The organism is Parasphingorhabdus cellanae (genome assembly GCF_017498565.1).
Taxonomy (GTDB): domain Bacteria; phylum Pseudomonadota; class Alphaproteobacteria; order Sphingomonadales; family Sphingomonadaceae; genus Parasphingorhabdus; species Parasphingorhabdus cellanae.
On the sequence record NZ_CP071794.1, the window covers coordinates 426,150 to 448,095 of the forward strand.

Genomic DNA, 21,946 nt, shown 5'->3' on the forward strand with positions numbered 1-21,946 from the left:
CCGAGAAAATGGACGCTTAGCTCAGTTGGTAGAGCAGCTGACTCTTAATCAGCGGGTCACAGGTTCGAACCCTGTAGCGTCTACCATTTTTCGATGAACTGGCAGAATGATGAAACTCAGTTGTGCCTTGAAGTTTCTAAAAGTCACATCTTCCAGAGCGCCTGAGGCGTTGTGGAACGAGCGCAAGCGTTGCATTATTATTTTGACAATTTCGGCCATTCGGAACCAAATGGTCGAAAGCTTGTAGAGTCAACGGGTGAGTAAAATGAGAGATACCCCCATGCTCTACAAACTATTTGTTTCCCGTGACCAGAAGGCCAATGATCGCAAAGAGCTTTACGATATCTCCCGAAAATATGGCGATCAGACTATAGAAATATTACACAGGAGGACAAAAGATCCTTCACTTTCCAAACGGGATCGCAAACATTGGCGACGCCTGTTACGCTGTGCAAAAGCATTCACCCACGAATTTTTAGAAGATAATTCTTCGCGATAGTCAAAGCACAGCATGTATATGGTGGATTGGTCAGTTCGGCTGAATGATACAACGAGTTGAAATGGCTTTAATGGCCCAGGATAAGCAAAAGTTTTAACAAGTAATTATTATATAAGATAATAATATATTATTTATTTATAAAATAATATATAATATTATTATTGACACTAACGGCCATTATTGGAACCTAACCAAATATTATACATTGGTGTTCTGCATGTTCTGACCCGAGGACATGCGCATGACGGCCCCGCCTCAAGTCAAAGCCCCACCCCGGCTTGGGGCGGGGTAAATCACGATTGAGGTCGATATATGAACGGTGACCATTATCTTTATATATTGATGCCGTTCATATTGCCTCCAGCCACATTTCAAAAAAACATTTTTCCATGGTTGGGTGGCATCATTCATTTCACAAAATATAACTTCCCTGCCGCAACAGAGGCGTCTCTATTATTAGGCATCGGTCAGCAATGTCCGAAAAAATGAAAAAAGGCGGGTCCCGAAAGAACCCGCCTGAATTTTTCAAACAAAGTGCGAAAAAAAAGGGGAAGTGCCCAGGCACTTCCCCAAATTCATTTACTTGTTTACGGCGTCTTTCAAGCCCTTGCCGGCTTTGAATTTCGCTTGTGTAGATGCAGGAATCTGCATTGGCTCACCCGTACGTGGGTTACGGCCTGTAGAAGCTTTACGCTTTGATGTAGAAAATGTTCCAAAACCGACGAGACGGACTTCATTGCCGCTCTTCAGTGAACCTGTGATAGAATCGAAAACTGCGTCAACGGCTTTGCCGGCATCGCTTTTGCTGAGACCACTGTGATCTGCAACGCTACTGATAAGATCCTGTTTATTCATATTGGGTATCCCCCCTTCTCTAAAAGCAACTCTTGATTGAATCGCAACTTTGTCTGGCGTCAGTAACTACAAGAAGGCCCCTTGAGTCAAAGGAAAACCGCCGATTTTTGGGTCAAAGATGTAATATTTATGTCAAATGGTTGAATTTGGCTTATTTTCGAGCATTTCCGGTCATTTTTAAAGCGTGAGCACGGTTCACTATGGCGGTAATTACCCATAACGACTCGCGCTAGTCTGCGGTTAATGTCGCGCTGTTGACCCGGCGTCGTCGGAAACAGGGGCCGTAGCATGGCTTGCCAATTCGTCAGCGTCGCTCCACTCAATCGGTTCTACTTTTTCGGTCAACGCCTGCGCCAACACTTCATCAACATGTTTAACCGGAATGATCTTCAGCGAAGACGTGATGTTATCCGGAATCTCTACCAGATCCTTTTCATTCTCTGCTGGAATTAGCACAGTCGTGATCCCGCCTCGCAACGCCGCGAGCAGTTTCTCTTTCAAGCCGCCAATCGGCAAAACACGGCCGCGCAAAGTAACTTCGCCCGTCATCGCAACATCACGGCGGACTGCTATGCCTGTCAATGTCGACACAATTGCCGTCACAATGCCTACGCCCGCTGAAGGGCCATCTTTGGGTACAGCGCCTTCCGGCAAGTGAATGTGGATATCTTTGCGCCCAAAAATACTTGGTTTGATCCCGTAAGAGGGCGAACGCGCCTTTACGAAAGACAAGGCAGCCTGAACCGACTCGGTCATGACTTCGCCCAACTTGCCGGTTGTTTTAATCTGACCCTTGCCAGACACAGTCACGGATTCAATCGTCAGCAATTCTCCGCCAACTTCTGTCCAGGCCAGACCCGTAACAGCACCGACCTGATTTTCCTCTTCGCTGACGCCATGCCGATATTTACGAACACCGGCATATTCAGAAAGCGTCTCTGTGGTGATTTCGACAGTCTTATACTCTCCTTCGAGAATCCGGCGCAATGCTTTGCGAGCCAGTTTGGCGATTTCTCGTTCCAAAGTCCGTACACCAGCTTCGCGAGTATAATAGCGGATAAGGTCGCGCAGAGCATCTTCATGCAAGGCAAACTCGCCTTTTTTCAAGCCATGCGCGTCAATTTGCTTTTCGATCAGATGCCGTTTGGCAATTTCGACTTTCTCATCTTCTGTGTAACCTTCAAGCCGGATGATCTCCATCCGGTCGAGCAGCGGCTGCGGCAAATTCAGGGAATTGGCGGTCGTCACAAACATGATGTCCGACAGATCAATATCTATTTCGAGATAATGATCCTGGAACTTATCATTCTGTTCCGGGTCGAGCACTTCGAGCAGCGCCGATGCTGGGTCGCCACGGAAATCCTGGCCAAGCTTGTCGATCTCGTCGAGCAGGAACAACGGGTTTGACGTGCCAGCCTTTTTCAAATTCGATACAATCTTGCCTGGCAGCGAACCAATATAAGTCCGGCGATGCCCGCGAATCTCTGCTTCATCCCGCACGCCGCCAAGCGATTGACGGACAAATTCACGGCCTGTAGCTCTAGCAATGGAACGACCAAGGGAGGTTTTACCGACACCAGGAGGGCCAACCAGACAAAGGATAGGCCCTTTGAGCTTGTTGGTACGCGCTTGCACGGCGAGATATTCGACAATCCGCTCTTTCACTTTCTCAAGCGCAAAATGATCATCATCAAGAACGGTTTCCGCCTGTTTGATATCTTTCTTCAACCGGGATTTCTTGCCCCAAGGCAGGCCAAGCAACACATCCAGGTAATTGCGAACAACCGTGGCTTCAGCCGACATTGGCTGCATGCCTTTAAGCTTTTTATATTCCGCATTAGCTTTTGCTTTGGCTTCTTTGGAGAGTTTCATCTCCTCAATTTTTTTGCCAAGTGCCGACATTTCGTCGCCTTCGCCGTCTTCGCCATCACCCAATTCACGCTGAATAGCTTTCATTTGCTCGTTCAGGTAATATTCGCGCTGGGTTTTCTCCATCTGGCGCTTCACGCGGCCGCGGATTTTCTTCTCGACCTGCAATACGCCAAGCTCACCTTCCATGAACGCGAAAGCCATTTCCAGACGCTTCACCGGGTCGCTCTCGATCAACAGGCTTTGTTTATCGGCCACTTTAACGTTGATATTGGCCGCAACTGCATCGGCCAAGCGTGACGCTTCCTCAATCTCACCAAGCTGTACGACGGTCTCCGCTGGCATTTTTTATTAAGTTTCGAATAGTTTTCAAATTGCTCGACAACAGAACGCATCAAAGCCGTGGCTTCAGGGCCTTCCACTGATTGTTCATCGATCAGATCAACTTTAGCGAGCACGAAACCGTCGCTTTGTTCATCCAAAGAGACATGTTTTGCGCGCTGCTGTCCTTCAACCAGTACGCGCACTGTGCCATCAGGTAGTTTCAGCAATTGCAGGACGGTTGCCACCACCCCCAGATCATAAAGCTGATCACGTCCTGGATCATCTTCCGCGGGGTCCAGCTGCGCCACGAGGAATATTTCCTTGTCGCTGTCCATAGCTTTTTCCAGAGCCACCACCGATTTATCGCGTCCGACAAAGAGCGGCACGATCATATTCGGAAAAACCACAATATCGCGCAATGGCAATAAAGGCAGCGCCTTGGATTGAGGATTTGCGGCAGGTGTGGATGCGGGCTGTGACATGAATACTCCAAACTATGGCGCTATATTCAGCGCCTGTAAGCCTATATGGGGCTAGCCAAGATGACTTCAACCGCAATAAAATCATCGCGGTGCAAAATGGTCAATACCGCTAAAAGGGTAGCTTAAACCCTGCTGGCAAGCCCATGCCGCCGGTCATTTTACCCATTTCTTCGTTGCTTACAGCATCGGCCTTGTCGCGCGCATCATTGAAGGCAGCGGCGACCAAGTCTTCCAATATGCCTTTTTCTTCCGCCTTCATAAGGCTTTCATCGATGCTGACACCCAAAATGCGACCCTTGGCCGTCGCCTTGACCGATACCAGACCGCCACCCGCTTTGCCCTCAACCTCGATGCTGTCGAGCTTAACCTGGGCTTGTTCCATTTGGGTTTGCACCGTTTGCGCGGCTTCCTGAGCCGCTTTTATCATTTCTTCCATCGATTTCATGCTTGTGAACTCCTTGATTCGGGCCGGGATTGAGCCGCGGCCTGCTCCGCATCATTTTCCAGTAATTCCGCATCAGGAAAAGCCTCAAAGGCGGCTTTTACAAGCGGAGTATCCAATATAGCCTGCGTGGCGGCATCCTTATCAAGCTGTGCCTGTTCGGAAATACTTGGCTTTGCCTCGCCCTGCCCCTCTTGAATCGTCCAAACTGTGCCAGTGGCGTCTTTCAGCGCATCCGTGATTTTTTTAAGGTCAGATGGCGCAATTGGTCGCGCTGATTGATATTCTATGATTGGTGCAGAATAGCTGATGATCCGCATATCGGCAATTAATATGCTTTCCAAGACTGGTGAGACGCCGCCGACAATATCGATCACGCCCTGAAAATCTTGAGGAAGGTTGTTGGATGGTGATTGCTGTTCTGGTACCTGCTCTTCAACGGAGGCTTCAACCGGCAAAGGCTGGGCAGTCTGGCTTGGGACATCAGCGACGGGTGCGGGCGGCGCTTCGTGCACCGCTACTGTTGGAGTTATCGGGGCAGCTTCAACTGGCGGCGGGGCAGCAGGAGCGGTGCCTTGTTGCAACATCTTCGCCAATTCGCCGGGGTCGGGCATATCAGCGGCACAAAGTACGCGCAACAACGCCATATCGCATGCTTCTCGCGGCATATGGGCTTGTTGTACTTCTTCAAAGCCTTTGAGAAGTAATTGCCATAACCGATGGAGAACAGGGTAAGAAAGGTTTTCCGACCATCCACTCAATTGTGCCTTCGCTTCGTCCGACAAGGTCGGGTCGTTAGCGCGCCCCACTTTGTACAATGTCACCTGATGGCACAATGATAATAGCCCATTCATCAGCGATAATGGCTCGACCCCAACGCGATATTGTTCGTCAATCGCATCGAGCAACGCCTTGGAGTCCGCTTCCAATAACAATCCAAACAACCGCCGCACAGCGCTGCGATCAGACAATCCGAGCATTTCCCGGATCTGTGACGCCTTGACGTCACCGCCGCCTTCCATATCGGCATGGGCAATTGCTTGATCGAGAATGGATAGGCCATCGCGAACCGACCCCTCGGCGGCCTGCGCAATCAGATCGAGCGCTTCCTGCTCTGCTTGGACACCCTCTTTTTCGACAATATTGCCGAAATGCGTCGATAGTTGCTCCGCCTTGATCCGTTTCAGGTCAAAGCGCTGGCATCGGGACAGCACTGTAATCGGTACTTTATTCACTTCCGTCGTCGCAAAGATGAATTTCACATGGGCCGGCGGCTCTTCCAGCGTCTTCAAAAGCGCATTAAAAGCGTTTTTCGACAGCATGTGGACTTCGTCGATAATATAGATCTTGTAACGCGCGGAAACCGAAGAATAGCGCACGGCCTCGATAATCTCTCTGACGTCGTCGACACCGGTATGGCTCGCCGCATCCATTTCGATGACATCGATAAAGCTACCCTCAGCGATCGAACGACATGGCTCGCATTTTCCACACGGATCAATGGTTGGGCCGCCCTGCCCATCTTCTCCAATGCAATTCAGCGCTTTGGCAATCAGCCGGGCGGTCGACGTCTTGCCAACCCCGCGCACGCCGGTCATCAGGAAGGCATGGGCCAAACGATCGCGCTTGATCGCGTTGCCGAGCGTCTGAACCATCGCATCCTGTCCAATTAGCTCGGCAAAGCTGGACGGGCGATATTTACGCGCCAACACGCGATAAGGCTGCGCCTCAGATGGCGCTGGAGCAATGGGCGCTTCCACGCCACCAGCGGCAAAAATGTCGGGTGAATCGGACATAAGTGGAGTTTAGGCGCTCACCATCATCTTGTCGAAGCCTAAACCTCGGTTTGACCGAAAAGCCTGTGTAAATTTTGTAAGTAGGAGCCGGGCGACCCGTAGAAAAATCGTTACGGCTGCTTCCTTCCGGATCTGACCGGGTTGGCGAACACTACGTCCACCCGACTCCCACCGCGCATATGGTGGGGTCAGGCGGAAAATGCAAGACCGCTTTGGTGTTTCAGGTCAAGATTAGTCGTTAAGCACAAATGTGATAATCATCGTGACACGCCATTCGCTTATCTTATTATTTTCTACCGTCGCTTTGGTATCTTTTACCCAAACACCGGAAATACCTTTGATGGTCTTGGATGCCCGTTCGATACCGTTATGGACAGCGTCTTCAACGCTCTTGGTGGATGATGAAATAACTTCGGTGGTTTTCGCGATGGACATCGTGTTTCTCCTGGTTCTGGGAATGCTCTTTTGAGCTTCTGTTAAAACCCGTGAGAGGAGAAAAGGTTGCCTCAGCCTCAAATAAGACGGCAGTTAACCGATCAGCCCACAGGTGCGATCAGTGGTACAATGACCCTTGCAACATCGGCAATGGCGGCATCAACCTGTTTTCCAGGAACTGTAGGGCGATCGACATAAACTGTAAGAACAACCGGTTTGTCGACCTCATCCCCCTGCACCGGCCAGATTATAGCGATATCATTACGCGCGATCCCGCGATCAGCAGTCCCGGTTTTATTGCCAGCCATCCATCCTTCAGGAAGCCCAGCCCTGATGCGGGATGCGCCGGTTTTGCTGTTCTTCATCCATTTTTGCAAGCTCAGCTTACTAGGGTCACTGGCCGCGTCTTCGATTGTAAGCTTTCTGAGCAGTCTGGCCATTGCCTCCGGGGTTGTCGTATCACGCGGATCACCCGGTGCATTTTCGTTCAGTTCGGGTTCCATCCGATCCAGACGCGTCAGGCTATCGCCATTGGCACGCACGAAACTCGTAAATGCCTGGGGCCCACCAACGGCCTTGAGAATCAGATTTGCCGCTGCATTGTCGCTGGTCATCACGGTGGCGCCGGCCAGCTCATGGAGCGATACCGGTTCCTTGGCTGCCAGCTTTTTCTCGACAAACGGCATATAAGGGACGCTGTCGGACGCTTTCAGTCCAAATTTGGCGAACATATCAACCGTGTCGGCCTTATGCGCAGCGAACAACATCGAAGCCAAGGCAGCCTTGAAGGTCGAACACATTGCAAAACGCTCGCCACCCCGGTGTGACATGATCAAGGCCCCGTCTCCATCGACCAGTGCGACCCCCAGACGCCCGCCGATACGCTTTTCAATCTCTAAAATTTCTGGAGCGTTCAAAATTGGTGACTTTGAGGCATTTTCGCCCCGCGCGGCGGGCTGCGTCATGCAACCACCGACCAATAGCAAACTGGATGACAGTAGGAATGTCCGGCGATCCAACATCGTTAAATACCCTGCATATTGCGGCTTTCAGAAGGAATATGCGCCGTAAGACCATCCAGTTCCGGCGTCAAAATAACCTGGCAGGCCAATCGACTGGTCCGCCGCGCACCGGCGGCGAGATCGAGCATATCCTCTTCCATCTCTGTCGCTTCGGGCAGTTTGTCAAAGTCTTCGGCAGCAATGATCACATGGCATGTCGAACAGGCCATCTGCCCTTCGCATGTCCCTTCGAGAGGTTGATCGTGAATCTGTGCAACGGTCAGCAGGTCATCGCCGTCGGATGCTTTTGCCGTCACCATTTGATCGCCATCGGCGCTGATAAAATTCACCTGTATGTCACTCATGCAAGCTGTACCTCGACCGCTGTGTTGATAATTTGCGATGCTCTTTCAATATCATCCAGGCTGTTATAACGACCGAACCCCAACCGAATGGAGGATTTAATTTCGGTTGGCTCAAGGCCAAGCGCCCCCAAGACATGACTTGGTCTGCCCGATCCGCTGGCACATGCTGATCCGGCAGAGAAAGCAACACCGCGCACATCCGACATTAAACGCGCTACGTCTAAGCCATCGCGGCGAATATTCAGATTGCCCATGTAGCGTTGGTCGGTAGAGCCATTGATCGTCCAGTCTGCAAAATAGTTGAGCGCTCTATCCGCTAGTGTCTGAATATGGGCTGCATCAGAATCATGACATTCCAAGCCAAGCACTGCTGCCTGTCCGAAACCCGCGCATAAGGCGGGTGACAAGGTGCCAGACCTTATACCCTGCTCTTGTCCGCCACCATGGATTATCGGCGGCGGGTCAATACCGTCGCGAATCCACAAGGCGCCGATGCCCTTGGGTCCATATATTTTATGCGCCGATATCGCGGCCATATCGATATTGTCCGGGATATCGACCCGACCATAGCCCTGCACGACATCGCAAAGCATCAGCGCGCCTTTAGCATGCGCGAGCTCTGCAATCGCTTCGACCGGCTGAATGACGCCAATTTCATTATTGACCAACATTGCCGCTACCAGCGCGGTTTTGTCGTCAATCGACATGCTCAATTGCTCCAGTGACACAATACCATCGCTACCAACCGGATGCCGTTCGACTATGAAGCCATGCGCTTCATGCGATAGCGCAGTATCGCGAACGGCAGCATGTTCGCTGTCGAGAACGATAATCTTGTTGCGCCCCTGCGCCTTCATGGCTTGGACAGCACCGAAACCCAGGTTAATCGCCTCCGTCGCACTGCCGGTGAACAGCACGCTTCCGCCTTTCGGCAAAAGACTAGCGACCTGTTCTCGAGCAACTTCAACGACGGCGGCGGCTTTGCGGCCCATCACATGAGCACTATGCGGATTGCCAAAATTGTCGCGCAGCCAGGGAACCATGGCGTCAAACACTTCCGGTGCGAGCGGTGTTGTCGCTTGATTATCGAGGTATATCAAATCCTTGGCCATCGGGTCAGCCCTTACGCGAAGCGCTGAAAATAGATTTCCATTGCTCAATAAAATCATAAATCTGCGCGCGTGTGGTATCCCGGCCTATGCTCACCCGGATAACCTCCCGTGCCGTTGCTTCGTCAACGCCCATCGCTTCCAGAACATGGCTGGGTTTCAACGTACCAGACGAACAGGCGCTGCCGGCTGATACTGAAAAACCGGCCATATCAAATTTGATAAGCTGCGTATTCGCGGCAACACCAGGCATGTGATAGCTGCCGATGGTTGCGATACGCGGCGCATTTTCTGCAATGATAGCACCGCCTTCGGTTTTGATGGCATTGTCGAGATGAGCCCGTAGTTCCGTGGCCCGCCCTGCCCAATTGGCCGGGGCTTCCAAAGCGGCGACCATTGCCATGATGTAAGGCAGGTTCTGGGTACCGGAGCGATAGCCCTGTTCCTGCCCGCCATGCGCATGCAGCAGGTTCAGATCCTTGATCAGCAGGGCACCAACGCCCGGCGGCCCGCCGAATTTATGGCCTGCAATGACAATCATGTCGGCATCAGGAAGCGGCATTTTCCCTGCAGACTGCGAACAATCTGCCATTAAAATCGCGCCGCGATCGCGCGCCACTTTGGCCAGCGCCTCCATATCCTGCATGACGCCAGTTTCGTTATTGACCGATTGCACGACCACCAAGGCCGACTCTTTTTCGCTTTTCAGCATATGGTTCAACCGCATCGGCACGACCAAACCGTTTAGATCGACCGGTATGGCCGCCGCGCCTTCGGAAAAACGCAAGACGACATCATGCTCAATCGGTGAAACATACTGCCGCGCCGGTTTGGTTTGTTTGAGCGCCATGGCAATGGCTTCGCTGGCACCGCTGGTGAATATCACCTCTCCGTCCCAGTCCAACGCGGACTTCAATCGTTTCCGCGCATTTTCGAGCGTTGACCCGGCAGCACGTCCATCCGCATGCGGAGACGATGGATTGGCCCAATGTGCAAATCCATCCAAACAGGCTTGCTGCGCGACATCTAACATGGGCGTAGTCGCGGCATAGTCCAGATAGATGCGTTTCTGTTCAGGCATTTTAGGTATCAAAACCCTTTGACAATTGCGGGATATAGTTGCGGAATATTTCACTCTCTCTATATAGGCGCTTCATTTAGCGCAAAAGCTAATCTGCCTTTTGACGCCATTCAAATCGTAATCTTGACCATAGAATTGAAAAAGCCATGCCTGACGTAATTTTTACCGGACCCGAAGGACGCCTGGAAGGCCGTTTCAGCCCAGGACCGCGTGACCGTGCCCCCGTGGCGATGATCCTTCATCCGCACCCGCAAGCAGGCGGCACGATGAATGATCGTATCACACAAGCGATGTACAAAACATTTGTGAATCGCGGTTTTGCAACGCTGCGGTTTAATTTTCGCGGCGTTGGCCGGTCGCAGGGCGCGTTTGACAATGGTATTGGTGAGCTGTCTGATGCCGCTTCCGCGCTCGATTGGGTCCAGAGCATCCACCCCGAAGCCCAGACAACCTGGATTGCAGGCTATAGCTTCGGTGCCTGGATCGGCATGCAGCTTTTGATGCGCCGTCCTGAAGTGCGGGGATTTATCTCCGTATCTCCGCCAGCCAATATGTATGATTTCAACTTCCTCGCTCCCTGCCCGTCATCCGGGATTATCATCCAGGGTGTGAATGATGAAGTTGTGACACCAAGCGCTGTTCAGAAGCTGGTCGACAAATTGCGGACGCAGAAACATATCACCATCCACCATGATGAAATTCCGCGTGCGAACCATTTCTATGAAAATGAAATGGAGCTACTAATGGGTTCGGTCGACAATTATCTCGACATGCGTCTCGCTCCGGATTCGCCGATCAAATAAGTTTTTAATTGGGTTGGTCGGGAAAAGCATTTCCTGTTTCTTTTGAGGAATCAGCGGTTGGTATTGTCCAAATGCCAACATTGGCAAACATGACCGCTGATGCGATCAGCATCAGGATTCCCTGCTTTTTGTTCTTTCCAGTTCGGATCAAATAAACCCCGCCTGCGAGCAAACCTGCGCCAGACAGCATTAATATCGACAAAACCCAATCAGCCATTGATGCGCTCCTTCCCCGGAATCATGCCGATATATTGAAATGATATCCAGCTTTGATCGCATTTGGTTCATATTGGACCATTATCACATGGCTCGCCAATTATGCTATGGACATATCCGATATAGAACATAAAAAGAACATTATAGCTTTTCGGGGGCACAAGGCGTAAACTGATGATGCAAGACAATCCGCCTTTGTTGATCATGGTTCCGTTGTCAGATTCATTCCGACTGCCTGATTTGACGCTACCGGATGACGTTGCGAATAGAGTAATACTCAACCGCTCGAAATATCCCGATCTGAAGAGTATTGAAGCGGTCGTTGGAGGCATGAGTTTCCATCTAACTCATCATTTGGCGCAGGATAATTTTCAGCATTTTTCTGCTGATAAGCTGAACCATATCTTCTGTATTGCGCCTGAAAGTCCAATGTCCGCTATCGGAATAACGCTCAGCGAGCATATCGCAAACGCAAAGCATGACAGCACCATCAATCGGACATTCCTAGAGTTAGCGCGAATTATAGGTAAAGCGCTCAACGCCACCAGTGTTATATGGCAGCCTGCCAAACTGCACATCGGCTTTGAATATTTTGCCGAGGCCAGCCAGCAATATATAACGGGTGGTCCATTTCCTGTATTGATCCAAATTGCAATTTCGGAAAGTTCGGATGGCAAATTCCAGACGTTTGGACTGTCCTATTTCAGCGAGCAGGAAATAAGGCTTAGCGCACCTACAGACTATCCCGCTAACCAGGTAATAAAGCGACTGGTCCGAATTGCCCATGATATAGCAACGAATGGCAGAATTGATACAGCAACAGAGGCGCAGGGATTTGTCCCGGGAGAGACGCTATCTCTAAGCCCCAGTGCAGACCTCAGCATAGTCGATATTGCAATTGCCGCGGGCCCGTCGCGACAATTGCTTTAACATCAGGTTTTGGCTCAAGCTGCGGTTGGCGCAGCTTCCCGGACGTTCTGATCGACATGCTCGGCAAATTGCTCAAAATTGTCGATGAACAGTTTAACCAGCTTCTGGGCTGTCGCATCATAGGCTGCGCCATCTGACCAGGTTGAACGCGGATCAAGGATCGCACTATCAACGCCTGGTACCGAAACCGGCACCTCAAAGCCGAAATTTTCATCCATACGGAATTCGCCATCGTTGAGACTGCCGTCAAGCGCTGCATTCAGCAAAGCACGGGTTGCCTTGATCGGCATGCGGTTGCCTTCGCCATATTTACCGCCGGTCCAACCGGTGTTCACAAGCCAGCAACGGACGCCGCCCTTGGCGATACGCTCTTTCAGCAGGTTACCGTAAACAGACGGATGGCGCGGCATGAAAGGAGCGCCGAAACATGTTGAGAAAGTCGCTTCCGGTTCCGTCACACCAATTTCTGTGCCCGCCACTTTGGCTGTGTAGCCAGACAGGAAGTGATACATGGCTTGCTCTGGTGTCAACCGAGAGATCGGAGGCAATACCCCGAAAGCATCGGCCGTAAGCATGATGATGTTCTTGGGAACCGGCCCCATATTTTTTTCCGAAGTGTTGGGGATATAATCAATCGGATAAGCACCGCGGGTATTTTCCGCTTTGCTATTATCATCAAAATCCAGTTCCCGCGTTTCCGGGTCCATCACCACATTTTCCAGCACCGTACCAAAACGCCGTGTGGTCGCGTATATTTCCGGCTCCGCTTCTTCCGACAAGCGGATCATCTTTGCGTAACAACCGCCTTCGAAGTTGAACACAGCCGTATCAGACCAACCATGTTCATCATCGCCAATCAAAGTACGGCTAGCATCAGCAGACAAGGTTGTTTTCCCAGTTCCAGACAAACCAAAGAAAATCGCCGTGTCACCTTCTGGCCCCATATTTGCCGAACAATGCATCGGCATCACCGAATCAAGTGGCAGCAGATAGTTAAGTAATCCGAACACTGACTTTTTCATTTCGCCCGCGTAAGCTGTGCCGCCGATCAAAATCAGCTTCTCGGTCAGGTTTACCGCGATGACGGTTTCGCTACGGGTGCCGTGACGCTCTGGATCGGCCTTAAAGCTTGGCAAATCGATGATCGTATATTCTGGATCGAACGCAGCCAACTCTTCGCCGGTCGGGCGGACCAGCATGGTCCGGATGAACAGGTTATGCCATGCCAGTTCATTGATGACGCGAACATTCACACGATGCTCCGGCTGCGAACCGCCAAATAGATCCTGTACAAACAACGTCTCTTTATCAGCGACTGCTTTCAGGAAATCTGCTTTCAGCGCCGCAAAATGTTCTGGCGTCATACCAACATTGGTTTTGCCCCACCAAACGCTGTCTTCTGTCTCACCATCGCGAACGATAAATTTATCATTGGCAGAACGACCAGTATGCTTTCCGGTTTCGACAACCAGTGGGCCATCTTTTGCGAGATGCCCCTCGCCGCGAGATATAGCCGCCTCAACCAACGCGGGCGCGCCCAGGTTCCAGTGCTGCTCTGCCGCTGTGGCAAAACCTTGATCATTTAATGTGGTGGATGAAACTTGTGACACGAATATTCCCCTAGGCTTGAATTAGGAATGGATGATTGCCGGACTTGGCAAGTTTGAGGTGCGCTTAACTCACCAAAACGAGTCGGTCAAATTGCCAGATTGGCTAGTGAAACTGCGTGTTTCGTTATGGGAAAAATGACAACGATGGTCATTTACACAGCATCGAAGTTCGCCCACATGCGTCCTTGTGCCAGCGCCATGGTTCAATTAGTCCATTTAGAAGTTGAACTTTACAAATGATAACGGAATAGACCCATTTCATGGCTGCAAATATTGCCCTTGTTGATGATGACCGGAACATCTTAACCTCCGTATCCATTGCGATGCAGGCCGAAGGCTTTGTAACGCGTGTATATTCTGACAGCGAGGCTGCCCTGCAGGCGATACTCGACAACCCCCCTGACCTTGGCATTTTCGATATTAAAATGCCTAAAATGGACGGGTTGGAGTTGCTGCGCCGCGTGCGAGAGAAGAGCAATTTGCCGGTGATTTTCCTGACCTCTAAAGACGAAGAACTGGATGAGGCGCTCGGTTTAGCGATGGGCGCAGATGATTATATCAAGAAACCCTTTTCACAGCGGCTTTTGATTGCCCGTGTCAAATCGATTTTGCGCCGGGCTGAACTGGTCAAATTATCCGATGAAGGGGCCGAAACCGAAGGACTGGAGCCACTGGTGCGCGGTGGTTTGGAAATGGATCCCGCTCGGCATCTCGTCAAATGGAATGGCGACAATGTGACGCTCACCGTGACCGAATTCATGATCCTGGAAACCCTTGCGAACCGCCCTGGCGTGGTAAAGAGCCGCAATCAGTTGATGGATGCTGCCTATCAGGACGACGTCTATGTCGATGACCGGACTATCGACAGCCATATAAAACGTCTGCGCCGCAAATTTCGCGAAGTCGATTCGGATTTTGACGCGATTGATACGCTCTATGGAGCCGGTTATCGCTACAACGAATAAACCTGCGAATAGCATCGACGATCCCGAGCTATCATTGCGATGGTCGGCACGCCTGTCGCTGACCACGCGTATATTGGCGGTCAATATTCTGGCGATAGCGTTATTAGCAGGCAGCTTGTTTTATCTCGACAATTACCGTGATGAACTCACTCACGAACGGCTGAGTCAGGCCCGGCTCCAGACACAGATTATCAGCGATGCTCTTAATCTTCAAACGCCTGAAAACCGGGAAGATCTGATTGTGAGTTTTGCTGCTGATTTAAAAAGCAGGTTACGGCTTTACGACAAAGATGGCAGGAAAATTGTCGACAGCTTCGATCTCGCTGAACCCACTTATGAACTGCGGGATCCGCAAGAGCAGCCCTGGCAGAAAGATGTTGCCCGAACGCTGGATCAGTCAATAGAATTTATAGTTATCAGCGAACCGATTACTGCATTCTCGGAACCCAAAAATGACAAGGTTTCGGCCTGGCCGGAGCTGAAATTGCTTTCAGTCGATCAAAAATCCAACAGCGCCGTGCGCTATGCACCCGATCGCACACCTGTGATCATCGCAGCTTCCTATATCCCGAGCAGCGAACATGTTCTCCTGCTCACCAGCAACGCGCGAGATATTACCCGGATTGTAAGGGCCGAACGGTCAAATGTAGTCCTGGTTATCTTTCTTACTGCCCTGGTCTCCATTCTGCTGTCGCTATTTTTGGCCCGAACAATTGTCCGCCCGATCAGGAAACTCGCCCGCGCTGCTGTTCGCGTGCGCTTGGGACGAGCCCCCGAAATCGCGATCCCCAGGATGCCGGGCAGACGCGACGAGATCGGTCAGCTTGCGCGCGCGTTGGCCGACATGAGCGGTGCCCTGCGCTATCGGATTGATGCAACAGAGGCGTTTGCCGCCGATGTCAGTCATGAAATTAAAAACCCTTTGGCATCACTACGCTCCGCTCTGGAAGGCCTTGACCGTGTTGATGACCCTGACTTGCGGCGACAACTGATCGACGTCGCCAACGACGACGTCCGCCGGATTGATAGGCTGATCAACGATATTTCCGAAGCATCTCGCGTTGATGCAGAGCTGGCGCGAACGAAATTTGAGAAAGTCGATGTCGGCAAGATGCTTGACCAATTGCTTGCCGCCCGAGAACAACGCGACACCAACGAAAGCGTCAAAATTGCATTTGCCCGGCCAGGCCGCGGCGTCGCTACGATAATGGGCGATGGCGATCGACTAGAGCGGGTTTTCAGCAATATCCTCGACAATGCTGTTTCGTTTTCTCCAAAAGACGGCTTGATCGAAATTCTTGCAACACCGGATGCCGACGAAGTGGTCATTCAAGTCTCTGACCAAGGGCCAGGCATTGCCAAGGAACAACGCCAGAATATTTTCAAGCGCTTCCTTTCCGATCGCCCTGCTGAAGAGGCATTTGGCAAACATAGCGGACTGGGCCTGGCCATCGCCAAAACGATTGTCGAAGGGCATGAAGGCATTGTCAAAGTCATTGACCGACCGGACGGCCAGCAAGGAGCTTGCTTTGAAATTCGCCTACCCAAGGCGACGGGATAACGTGACTGTGGAAACCCGCCATGCCAGCTGCGTCGCGCTATATGGCGCCGGTGTGATGATCGCGGGTGCATCCGGATCAGGGAAATCGGACCTTGCTCTACGTTTACTTGACCGGGGAGCAGCTCTGATCAGTGACGACTATGTTGAACTTCACAATGATGATAACCAGATATTGCTGACCGCTCCGGCCAAAATAGCGGGAAAGATCGAAATCCGGTCACTGGGTATTTTTGACTATGCCCATGTCTCGAACATTCCGCTAAGGCTGCATGTGCGTCTAAAATCAGAACCCGAGCGCTTTCCGCTGGATAGCCAAACAGAGACAATTATGACCATGGCCATTCCAACAATCACAATAAATCCTGCCGAAGCCAGCGCGCCAATAAAGGTCGAAATGGCGCTTAAGCAGCTTTTGCAGGGGCCGCAAAGTGTATGAATGTGAGCAATAGCAAACATGTTTTGTTGATCACCGGTCTTTCTGGCGCCGGAAAAACTACTGCGTTGAAGACGTTGGAGGATATTGGCTGGGAAACCGTCGATAATTTCCCTATCCGGCTGGTCGAAGGCCTGCTCAATACCCCGCCCTCAAGTTCGCGCGGAGACGGCGACCCACCATTGGCACTGGGCTTTGATAGCCGAACACGGGGATTTGAGCCGGATAAGTTGATCAATCGCATCAAGAAATTGCAGGCAAACAAGAATTATCACATTTCCACACTATATCTTGATTGCGGTGGCGGTGAACTGGAACGCCGTTATGGCGAGACGCGGCGGCGTCATCCCTTGGCGCTGGATCGTCCTGCAAAAGATGGCATTGCATTAGAACGCAGCCAGTTTGAACCTTTTCGTCGATGGGCCGATCATGTGATTGATACCAGCAGCCTGTCCGCCAGCGATCTGCAAGGCCAGATTCGCGAAGAATTCAGCCTTCAGGATACCGATATCACCACTGTGACGATTACCAGTTTTGGGTTTTCGCGCGGGCTTCCCAATAATATTGATCTGCTCTTCGATGTACGCTTTCTATCGAATCCGTTTTGGGATGCCAATTTAAAGCTTCTGACCGGGTTAGATGAGCCGGTCGCGGAATATATATCCAAAGACCCAGCTTACGCAGAAGCACTGCAGAAATTCGACGATATGATCAGTTTCCTGCTGCCCAAATATATCAAGGCGGGGAAGGCCTATGTGAATATCGGTATCGGTTGTACCGGTGGGCGTCACAGATCGGTACATGTTGCTGAGGTGCTGAGCAAAAGCTTGCATGACCAAGGATTTTCGCCCACTGTCCTGCATCGCAATCTGGCGTCGCGCCCAATGGAAGCGCTGGAAACCATGCAGGATCTGAACGGGAATAAGGGTATTTAATCGCAATGATCGGTTTGGTTCTTGTTACCCATGGTCGGTTGGCCGTCGAGTTTATAACGGCAATGGAGCATGTTGTTGGTCCGCAAAAAGCGATATTGTCGGTTTGCATTGGCCCGCATGATGACATGGAGCAAAGGCGTCAGGAAATCGCCGAATCCATCGACAAGGTTCAGAGCGGCAAAGGCGTCATAGTCCTGACCGACCTATTTGGCGGCACACCTTCCAATCTAGCCATTTCCTTGATGGAAAAAGGCAAAGTTGAAGTCATTGCAGGGGTGAATTTACCCATGCTTATCCGTCTGGACGGCGCGCGCAAATGCATGGATGTCGCTGATGCCGTTACAGCCGCTAAAGAAGCCGGCCAAAAATATATCAGCGTCGCGTCGGAAATATTGGGAAGTGATGCGTGAGCGAGCATCGCAAGACTGTCGCTATCACCAATAATCGCGGCCTGCATGCCAGAGCCAGCGCGAAATTTGTCACCTATGTGAGCAAGCTTCCCGAAGGTCTGTCTGTAAAGGTTGCCAAAGACGGCACTGAAGTCACGGGCACTTCGATTATGGGCTTGATGATGCTGGGCGCGGCAAAAGGGGACAGCGTTGAAATCATCGTCGAAGGCCATCAGTCGGAAGCAGCGCTGGAGAAACTCGCCGGACTGGTGGTTGACGGCTTTGGCGAGGATTGATCTCTGTGTCATCGCCCGAAAGACGCCAGATTACCGGTTTTTCCAACCCGACAATCAAGCGATTAAAAAGCCTGCGGGAAAAGAAGCATCGCAAGCGTGAAGGTCATTTTCTTGCCGAGGGTTTGCGCATCCTGACAGAAGCACTCGATGCCGGGAAGACGCCGAAGTTGCTCGTTGTCATTGAGGATACGGACCTTCACCCGCTGGCCGAGAAGATAGAAGCGGCGACTTTTGCGGCTGGCGGCGAGGTCATTGAAACCAGCGAAGCCATTATCGCCAAGCTGTCGGGCAAATCCAATCCGCAATCGATCATTGGGATTTATGAAGACCACCCCACGGCACTTGCTGATATTGACCGCAATGCGTCCGATATTTGGCTGGTGGCGCAAGCGCTACGAGATCCCGGGAACCTTGGGACGATATTGCGCACCGGTGATGCTGTCGGTGCTGGCGGCCTGATTTTGATCGATGATTGTGTCGATCCCTTTTCTGTCGAAGCCGTACGCGCCAGCATGGGCGCTATTTTTACGCAGCACGTTGCGCAAGCCCCTTGGCCGGATTTTATCGACTGGTTGCGCTCCGGCACCGGACAACTGGTCGGGACCAGTTTGAATACGGATAAAGACTATCAGGCGGTTCGCTATGAAGCGCCGACATTTTTATTGATTGGAAATGAAGCACAAGGGCTACCGCAGGATTATGAAGCCGCTTGCGATGTGCTGGTAAAAATGCCGATGATGGGCAAAGCCGACAGCTTGAATGCGGCGGTCGCCAGCGCTGTCATGGCCTATGAAGTGCTCAACCAGCGGCGCAAATAAACACTATTTGGTAATATTCATCTCTATGCTATCTTATATCTGGGAGAGAGAATTATGAGAAATGCACTATTGGTTATGCCAATTCTACCGCTTTTACTGGTGGCTTGTGGCGAAGAGCCTCAAGATACGGTGGTAACGGAAGAAAAACTGACTGAATATAAAGCCTACGGAACCGAACCTGGCTGGACAGTCGACATAAAAAATGACGAGATTATCCACACATCACAAGATGGCAATAATGATTTCAGTCTTGCCGTTCAGCGGATGAAGAAGACCGCCACCGGTTGGGACGTCAAAGGCTTCACCGATAAAGATAATATCAGTGTTACGATTGTTTCCGGCGAAGAGTGCAATGACGGCATGAGCGATCGTATATTTGCGGATACCGTGAAAGTATCGGTTAGCGGAAGCGGCTATCATAATGGCTGTGGCGGCGAAATATTGTCCGATCCAGAGGCAGCGGAAGCCACTTAGATGGAAGCGGATAAATTGGAGCGGTCCTATTCGGCCGCTTCGTCTTTTATTTCACGATCATCTTCGATCAGCGATGCCTCCACTTCATTGGAATAGCGCGGCAATGCTTCGACTTCTGCAACAGGCTCCAGTTCTTTCTTGCCGGTCTCGACGTTGAGTTCGGCAAATTTGCGGCCCGTTGCCATGACGTTGCGCTCAAAGCTGCCGACAAATTTGTTATAATTACCGACCGCGCTGCCAAGGCCTGACCCCATGCGCTTCAGATGCTCTCCGGCAACGGCAAGCCGGTCATACATTTCCTTGCCCAATTGACCGATCTGCTTGGCCTCTGCGGCCATTTTCTCCTGTCGCCAGACACCGGCCACTGTGCGTGCTATCGCGACGAGATTGGTTGGCGTGGCGAGCAGGACCTTTTTCTCGAAAGCATGATCCCAAAGCGTCGGTTCATGTTCCAGGGCAGCGGACAGAAAATGTTCGCCAGGCACGAACATGATCACATAATCGGGCGCATCTTCAAACTGGTCCCAATAAGCCTTTTTGGACAGACCATCGATATGGGCTTTCATCGAATTGCAATGCCGCGCCATCGCAAAGCTGCGGGCGTCGTCATCCTCAGCTTCAAACGCGTCCTGATAGTCATTCAGCGAGACTTTTGCATCGATCACCAGCTTGCGGCCGCCTGGCACACTGATCACGGCATCGGGACGCAGGCGCCCTTCATCAGTATCAATACTCTGTTCCGTTACGAAATCCGTATGTTCCGACAGACCGCAGGTTTCGAGCACGTTTTTAAGCTGCTGCTCGCCCCAGCGCCCGCGTGATTTGGGCGCGTTGCGCAAGCTGTTGACGAGGCGTGCTGCCTCCTGCTGCACCCGGTCCTGTCCTTGCCGAACCTGTTCTATGGTTGCCGTAATTCCGGCATAGGATTCAGTACGCTCTTTCTCGATCTTCTTGATGGATTCCTCATAAGTCGCAAGCCTTTGATGCACGGGCTGGAGAAGCTTTGCAATTTTCTCTCCGCCTTTTTCATTGGCTTGGTCAAAACGCTGATCGGCGCGCTCCAGAAACTGGCGCTGCGCGGTTTCGAGCATCTTCGCGCCAACTTCCGAAAATTGCGCGGAGAGCGATTCTTTCGCTTCGACCAATTGCTGCAATTGTTTCTCATGATTACGCGCGTCCGCCTCTAGTGATGCAAGCGATTGCCGGGCCTGATCCCGGTCGTCGCGAATGGCATCGCGTTCGGAACGTGCGGTATCGCGCTCTTCCTGCACACCGTCGAGCATGGTTCGCAGCGAGGCAGTGGTATCCTCTGCCGCCTTCGTTGCCGCCGCCGCTGTTCGGCCACCCATGAACCAGCCCGCAAAGAGACCGATTACAAGCGTAATGATTGCAATAAAGAGAACAAAAACAACGTCCAACGCCTGTCCTTTCATGATGGAACGAAAGGAGAACCTAGACGGTCAATGCGGCACATGCAATAGGGCTGTAACTGTCCGTTACAATAAACAACTTACCTGTCCGCCCGGACTTCGTTCCGGGTCTGAATAGCGCGGGTTTGTGAAGAATGTCCTGAAACGAGTTCAGAATGGCGAAAGAAGCAGGGTTAAGCCGCTTCCTTGCGGTGTTTCGCAAGCTTCTTCAGCACCATCTGGCGTTTCAGGCGGGACAGATGGTCGATAAACAATATGCCCTCAAGATGATCCATTTCGTGCTGCAAACAGGTCGCAAGCAATCCATCCATCTTTTCTTCATATTGTTTGCCGTCTACATCCTGCCAGCGTGCAGTTATCGTGGCGGGGCGTTCAACATCGGCATATTGTTCCGGCACCGAAAGGCAGCCTTCGCTATAGACATTCAAATCGTTTGACGGATCAAGAATTTCCGGATTAATGAACACCTTGGGATCACGAACAACCTCATGATCATGGTCACAATGCTCGCCATGTTCATGATCATGCTCCACCGGTTCTTGCAGGTCGATCACCAAAATCCGTTTCGGCACACCCACCTGAATGGCGGCAAGACCGATACCCGGCGCATCATACATGGTTTCAAACATGTCCGCGATGAGGGTTTTCAACTCGTCATCAAACACTGTGACTGGCTCTGAAACAGTTTTCAGACGCGGGTCAGGAACTTCAAGGATTGGTAATATAGCCATGTCAGAAATTTAGGGATTTTGCCGAGATTCGTCAACCAGTCGCAATGTTGCTTGACGTATAAAGAAAAAGGGCCCGCCTAACCAATGGCGAGCCCCT

22 protein-coding genes, 1 tRNA gene, 1 other RNA gene and 1 pseudogene are annotated in these 21,946 nt (G+C 51.5%); 11 read left to right on the top strand and 14 right to left on the bottom strand.

Translation table 11 applies throughout. From position 1 onward, the window contains the following. The first annotated feature begins 10 nt into the window (after positions 1–10). Positions 11–86, top strand: a tRNA-Lys gene (locus J4G78_RS02105). A gap of 992 nt (positions 87–1,078) precedes the next feature. On the opposite strand, the gene J4G78_RS02110 is transcribed toward J4G78_RS02105, so the two are convergent. From J4G78_RS02110 to J4G78_RS02155, 10 genes and pseudogenes are all read right to left on the bottom strand, one after another. Next, positions 1,079–1,354, bottom strand: coding sequence for an HU family DNA-binding protein (locus tag J4G78_RS02110; protein ID WP_074205352.1), 276 nt, complete (start codon positions 1,352–1,354; stop codon positions 1,079–1,081). A 240-nt stretch (positions 1,355–1,594) separates the two neighbouring features. After that, positions 1,595–4,029 (bottom strand): annotated as a pseudogene (gene lon / locus J4G78_RS02115) (endopeptidase La). Positions 4,030–4,138: 109 nt separating this feature from the next. Beyond that, a complete protein-coding gene (locus J4G78_RS02120) occupies positions 4,139–4,474 on the bottom strand; it encodes a YbaB/EbfC family nucleoid-associated protein (RefSeq protein WP_207988240.1) in 336 nt (111 codons plus the stop codon). Beyond that, positions 4,471–6,267, bottom strand: a complete 1,797-nt coding sequence (locus tag J4G78_RS02125) for a DNA polymerase III subunit gamma/tau (protein ID WP_207988241.1) — start codon at positions 6,265–6,267, stop codon at positions 4,471–4,473. Before J4G78_RS02125 ends, J4G78_RS02120 begins: the two co-directional genes overlap by 4 nt. A 77-nt stretch (positions 6,268–6,344) precedes the next feature. Further along, positions 6,345–6,439: signal recognition particle sRNA small type (gene ffs / locus J4G78_RS02130), an RNA gene on the bottom strand. Positions 6,440–6,498: 59 nt separating this feature from the next. Beyond that, entirely contained in the window at positions 6,499–6,702 is a 204-nt protein-coding gene (locus tag J4G78_RS02135) for a dodecin family protein (protein WP_207988242.1), read from the bottom strand. 101 nt (positions 6,703–6,803) lie between these two features. Continuing rightward, complete coding sequence (gene bla, locus J4G78_RS02140) at positions 6,804–7,667, bottom strand: class A beta-lactamase (RefSeq protein WP_207988243.1); 864 nt, start codon at positions 7,665–7,667, stop codon at positions 6,804–6,806. Positions 7,668–7,726: 59 nt separating this feature from the next. Then, positions 7,727–8,068, bottom strand: coding sequence for a 2Fe-2S iron-sulfur cluster-binding protein (locus J4G78_RS02145; RefSeq protein WP_207988244.1), 342 nt, complete (start codon positions 8,066–8,068; stop codon positions 7,727–7,729). Beyond that, a complete protein-coding gene (locus J4G78_RS02150) occupies positions 8,065–9,180 on the bottom strand; it encodes a cysteine desulfurase family protein (protein WP_207988245.1) in 1,116 nt (371 codons plus the stop codon). Before J4G78_RS02150 ends, J4G78_RS02145 begins: the two co-directional genes overlap by 4 nt. A gap of 4 nt (positions 9,181–9,184) precedes the next feature. Beyond that, a complete protein-coding gene (locus tag J4G78_RS02155; protein WP_207988246.1) occupies positions 9,185–10,258 on the bottom strand; it encodes a cysteine desulfurase family protein in 1,074 nt (357 codons plus the stop codon). 146 nt (positions 10,259–10,404) lie between these two features. Here J4G78_RS02155 and J4G78_RS02160 point away from each other — a divergent pair, with 146 nt between their 5' ends. Then, positions 10,405–11,061, top strand: a complete 657-nt coding sequence (locus J4G78_RS02160) for an alpha/beta hydrolase (RefSeq protein WP_207988247.1) — start codon at positions 10,405–10,407, stop codon at positions 11,059–11,061. 4 nt (positions 11,062–11,065) lie between these two features. Here J4G78_RS02160 and J4G78_RS02165 read toward each other — a convergent pair whose 3' ends face one another. Next, entirely contained in the window at positions 11,066–11,278 is a 213-nt protein-coding gene (locus J4G78_RS02165; protein ID WP_207988248.1) for a hypothetical protein, read from the bottom strand. A 173-nt stretch (positions 11,279–11,451) separates the two neighbouring features. Between J4G78_RS02165 and J4G78_RS02170 the strand changes: the two genes are divergently transcribed. Next, complete coding sequence (locus tag J4G78_RS02170; protein ID WP_207988249.1) at positions 11,452–12,207, top strand: hypothetical protein; 756 nt, start codon at positions 11,452–11,454, stop codon at positions 12,205–12,207. A gap of 14 nt (positions 12,208–12,221) precedes the next feature. Here J4G78_RS02170 and J4G78_RS02175 read toward each other — a convergent pair whose 3' ends face one another. Beyond that, a complete protein-coding gene (locus J4G78_RS02175) occupies positions 12,222–13,817 on the bottom strand; it encodes a phosphoenolpyruvate carboxykinase (protein ID WP_207988250.1) in 1,596 nt (531 codons plus the stop codon). A gap of 260 nt (positions 13,818–14,077) precedes the next feature. Here J4G78_RS02175 and J4G78_RS02180 point away from each other — a divergent pair, with 260 nt between their 5' ends. The 8 genes from J4G78_RS02180 to J4G78_RS02215 are packed head-to-tail and all read left to right on the top strand — an operon-like array spanning position 14,078 to position 19,688. After that, positions 14,078–14,782: a response regulator transcription factor gene (locus J4G78_RS02180; RefSeq protein ID WP_207988251.1), complete on the top strand. Its 705-nt coding sequence runs from the start codon at positions 14,078–14,080 to the stop codon at positions 14,780–14,782. Further along, a complete protein-coding gene (locus J4G78_RS02185) occupies positions 14,754–16,343 on the top strand; it encodes an ATP-binding protein (RefSeq protein ID WP_207988252.1) in 1,590 nt (529 codons plus the stop codon). Before J4G78_RS02180 ends, J4G78_RS02185 begins: the two co-directional genes overlap by 29 nt. Position 16,344: 1 nt before the next feature. After that, the gene (locus tag J4G78_RS02190) at positions 16,345–16,779 is read left to right on the top strand and encodes an HPr kinase/phosphorylase (protein ID WP_243457185.1); all 435 of its coding nucleotides are present in this window, start codon (positions 16,345–16,347) and stop codon (positions 16,777–16,779) included. After that, on the top strand, positions 16,776–17,711 hold the full coding sequence (gene rapZ / locus J4G78_RS02195) for an RNase adapter RapZ (RefSeq protein WP_207988254.1): 936 nt from the start codon (positions 16,776–16,778) through the stop codon (positions 17,709–17,711). The genes J4G78_RS02190 and rapZ overlap by 4 nt, the downstream gene beginning before the upstream one ends. Before the next feature lie 5 nt (positions 17,712–17,716). Then, the gene (locus tag J4G78_RS02200) at positions 17,717–18,121 is read left to right on the top strand and encodes a PTS sugar transporter subunit IIA (RefSeq protein ID WP_207988255.1); all 405 of its coding nucleotides are present in this window, start codon (positions 17,717–17,719) and stop codon (positions 18,119–18,121) included. Continuing rightward, entirely contained in the window at positions 18,118–18,396 is a 279-nt protein-coding gene (locus J4G78_RS02205) for an HPr family phosphocarrier protein (RefSeq protein WP_207988256.1), read from the top strand. The genes J4G78_RS02200 and J4G78_RS02205 overlap by 4 nt, the downstream gene beginning before the upstream one ends. A gap of 5 nt (positions 18,397–18,401) precedes the next feature. Next, positions 18,402–19,214: a TrmH family RNA methyltransferase gene (locus tag J4G78_RS02210; RefSeq protein WP_207988257.1), complete on the top strand. Its 813-nt coding sequence runs from the start codon at positions 18,402–18,404 to the stop codon at positions 19,212–19,214. Positions 19,215–19,268: 54 nt separating this feature from the next. Next, complete coding sequence (locus J4G78_RS02215) at positions 19,269–19,688, top strand: hypothetical protein (RefSeq protein WP_207988258.1); 420 nt, start codon at positions 19,269–19,271, stop codon at positions 19,686–19,688. Between the two features lie 26 nt (positions 19,689–19,714). Here J4G78_RS02215 and J4G78_RS02220 read toward each other — a convergent pair whose 3' ends face one another. After that, entirely contained in the window at positions 19,715–21,106 is a 1,392-nt protein-coding gene (locus J4G78_RS02220) for a DNA recombination protein RmuC (RefSeq protein WP_243457186.1), read from the bottom strand. 185 nt (positions 21,107–21,291) lie between these two features. Continuing rightward, entirely contained in the window at positions 21,292–21,849 is a 558-nt protein-coding gene (gene def, locus J4G78_RS02225) for a peptide deformylase (protein WP_207988260.1), read from the bottom strand. Positions 21,850–21,946 lie beyond the last annotated feature (97 nt).

Bases quoted from the DNA above. Each gene is read 5' to 3' on its own strand.
- J4G78_RS02110 (WP_074205352.1), bottom strand. From the start codon at position 1,354: ATGAATAAACAGGATCTTATCAGTAGCGTTGCAGATCACAGTGGTCTC.
- J4G78_RS02120 (WP_207988240.1), bottom strand. From the start codon at position 4,474: ATGAAATCGATGGAAGAAATGATAAAAGCGGCTCAGGAAGCCGCGCAA.
- J4G78_RS02125 (WP_207988241.1), bottom strand. From the start codon at position 6,267: ATGTCCGATTCACCCGACATTTTTGCCGCTGGTGGCGTGGAAGCGCCC.
- J4G78_RS02135 (WP_207988242.1), bottom strand. From the start codon at position 6,702: ATGTCCATCGCGAAAACCACCGAAGTTATTTCATCATCCACCAAGAGC.
- bla (WP_207988243.1), bottom strand. From the start codon at position 7,667: ATGACGCAGCCCGCCGCGCGGGGCGAAAATGCCTCAAAGTCACCAATT.
- J4G78_RS02145 (WP_207988244.1), bottom strand. From the start codon at position 8,068: ATGAGTGACATACAGGTGAATTTTATCAGCGCCGATGGCGATCAAATG.
- J4G78_RS02150 (WP_207988245.1), bottom strand. From the start codon at position 9,180: ATGGCCAAGGATTTGATATACCTCGATAATCAAGCGACAACACCGCTC.
- J4G78_RS02155 (WP_207988246.1), bottom strand. From the start codon at position 10,258: ATGCCTGAACAGAAACGCATCTATCTGGACTATGCCGCGACTACGCCC.
- J4G78_RS02160 (WP_207988247.1), top strand. From the start codon at position 10,405: ATGCCTGACGTAATTTTTACCGGACCCGAAGGACGCCTGGAAGGCCGT.
- J4G78_RS02165 (WP_207988248.1), bottom strand. From the start codon at position 11,278: ATGGCTGATTGGGTTTTGTCGATATTAATGCTGTCTGGCGCAGGTTTG.
- J4G78_RS02170 (WP_207988249.1), top strand. From the start codon at position 11,452: ATGATGCAAGACAATCCGCCTTTGTTGATCATGGTTCCGTTGTCAGAT.
- J4G78_RS02180 (WP_207988251.1), top strand. From the start codon at position 14,078: ATGGCTGCAAATATTGCCCTTGTTGATGATGACCGGAACATCTTAACC.
- J4G78_RS02185 (WP_207988252.1), top strand. From the start codon at position 14,754: ATGGAGCCGGTTATCGCTACAACGAATAAACCTGCGAATAGCATCGAC.
- rapZ (WP_207988254.1), top strand. From the start codon at position 16,776: ATGAATGTGAGCAATAGCAAACATGTTTTGTTGATCACCGGTCTTTCT.
- J4G78_RS02200 (WP_207988255.1), top strand. From the start codon at position 17,717: ATGATCGGTTTGGTTCTTGTTACCCATGGTCGGTTGGCCGTCGAGTTT.
- J4G78_RS02215 (WP_207988258.1), top strand. From the start codon at position 19,269: ATGAGAAATGCACTATTGGTTATGCCAATTCTACCGCTTTTACTGGTG.
- def (WP_207988260.1), bottom strand. From the start codon at position 21,849: ATGGCTATATTACCAATCCTTGAAGTTCCTGACCCGCGTCTGAAAACT.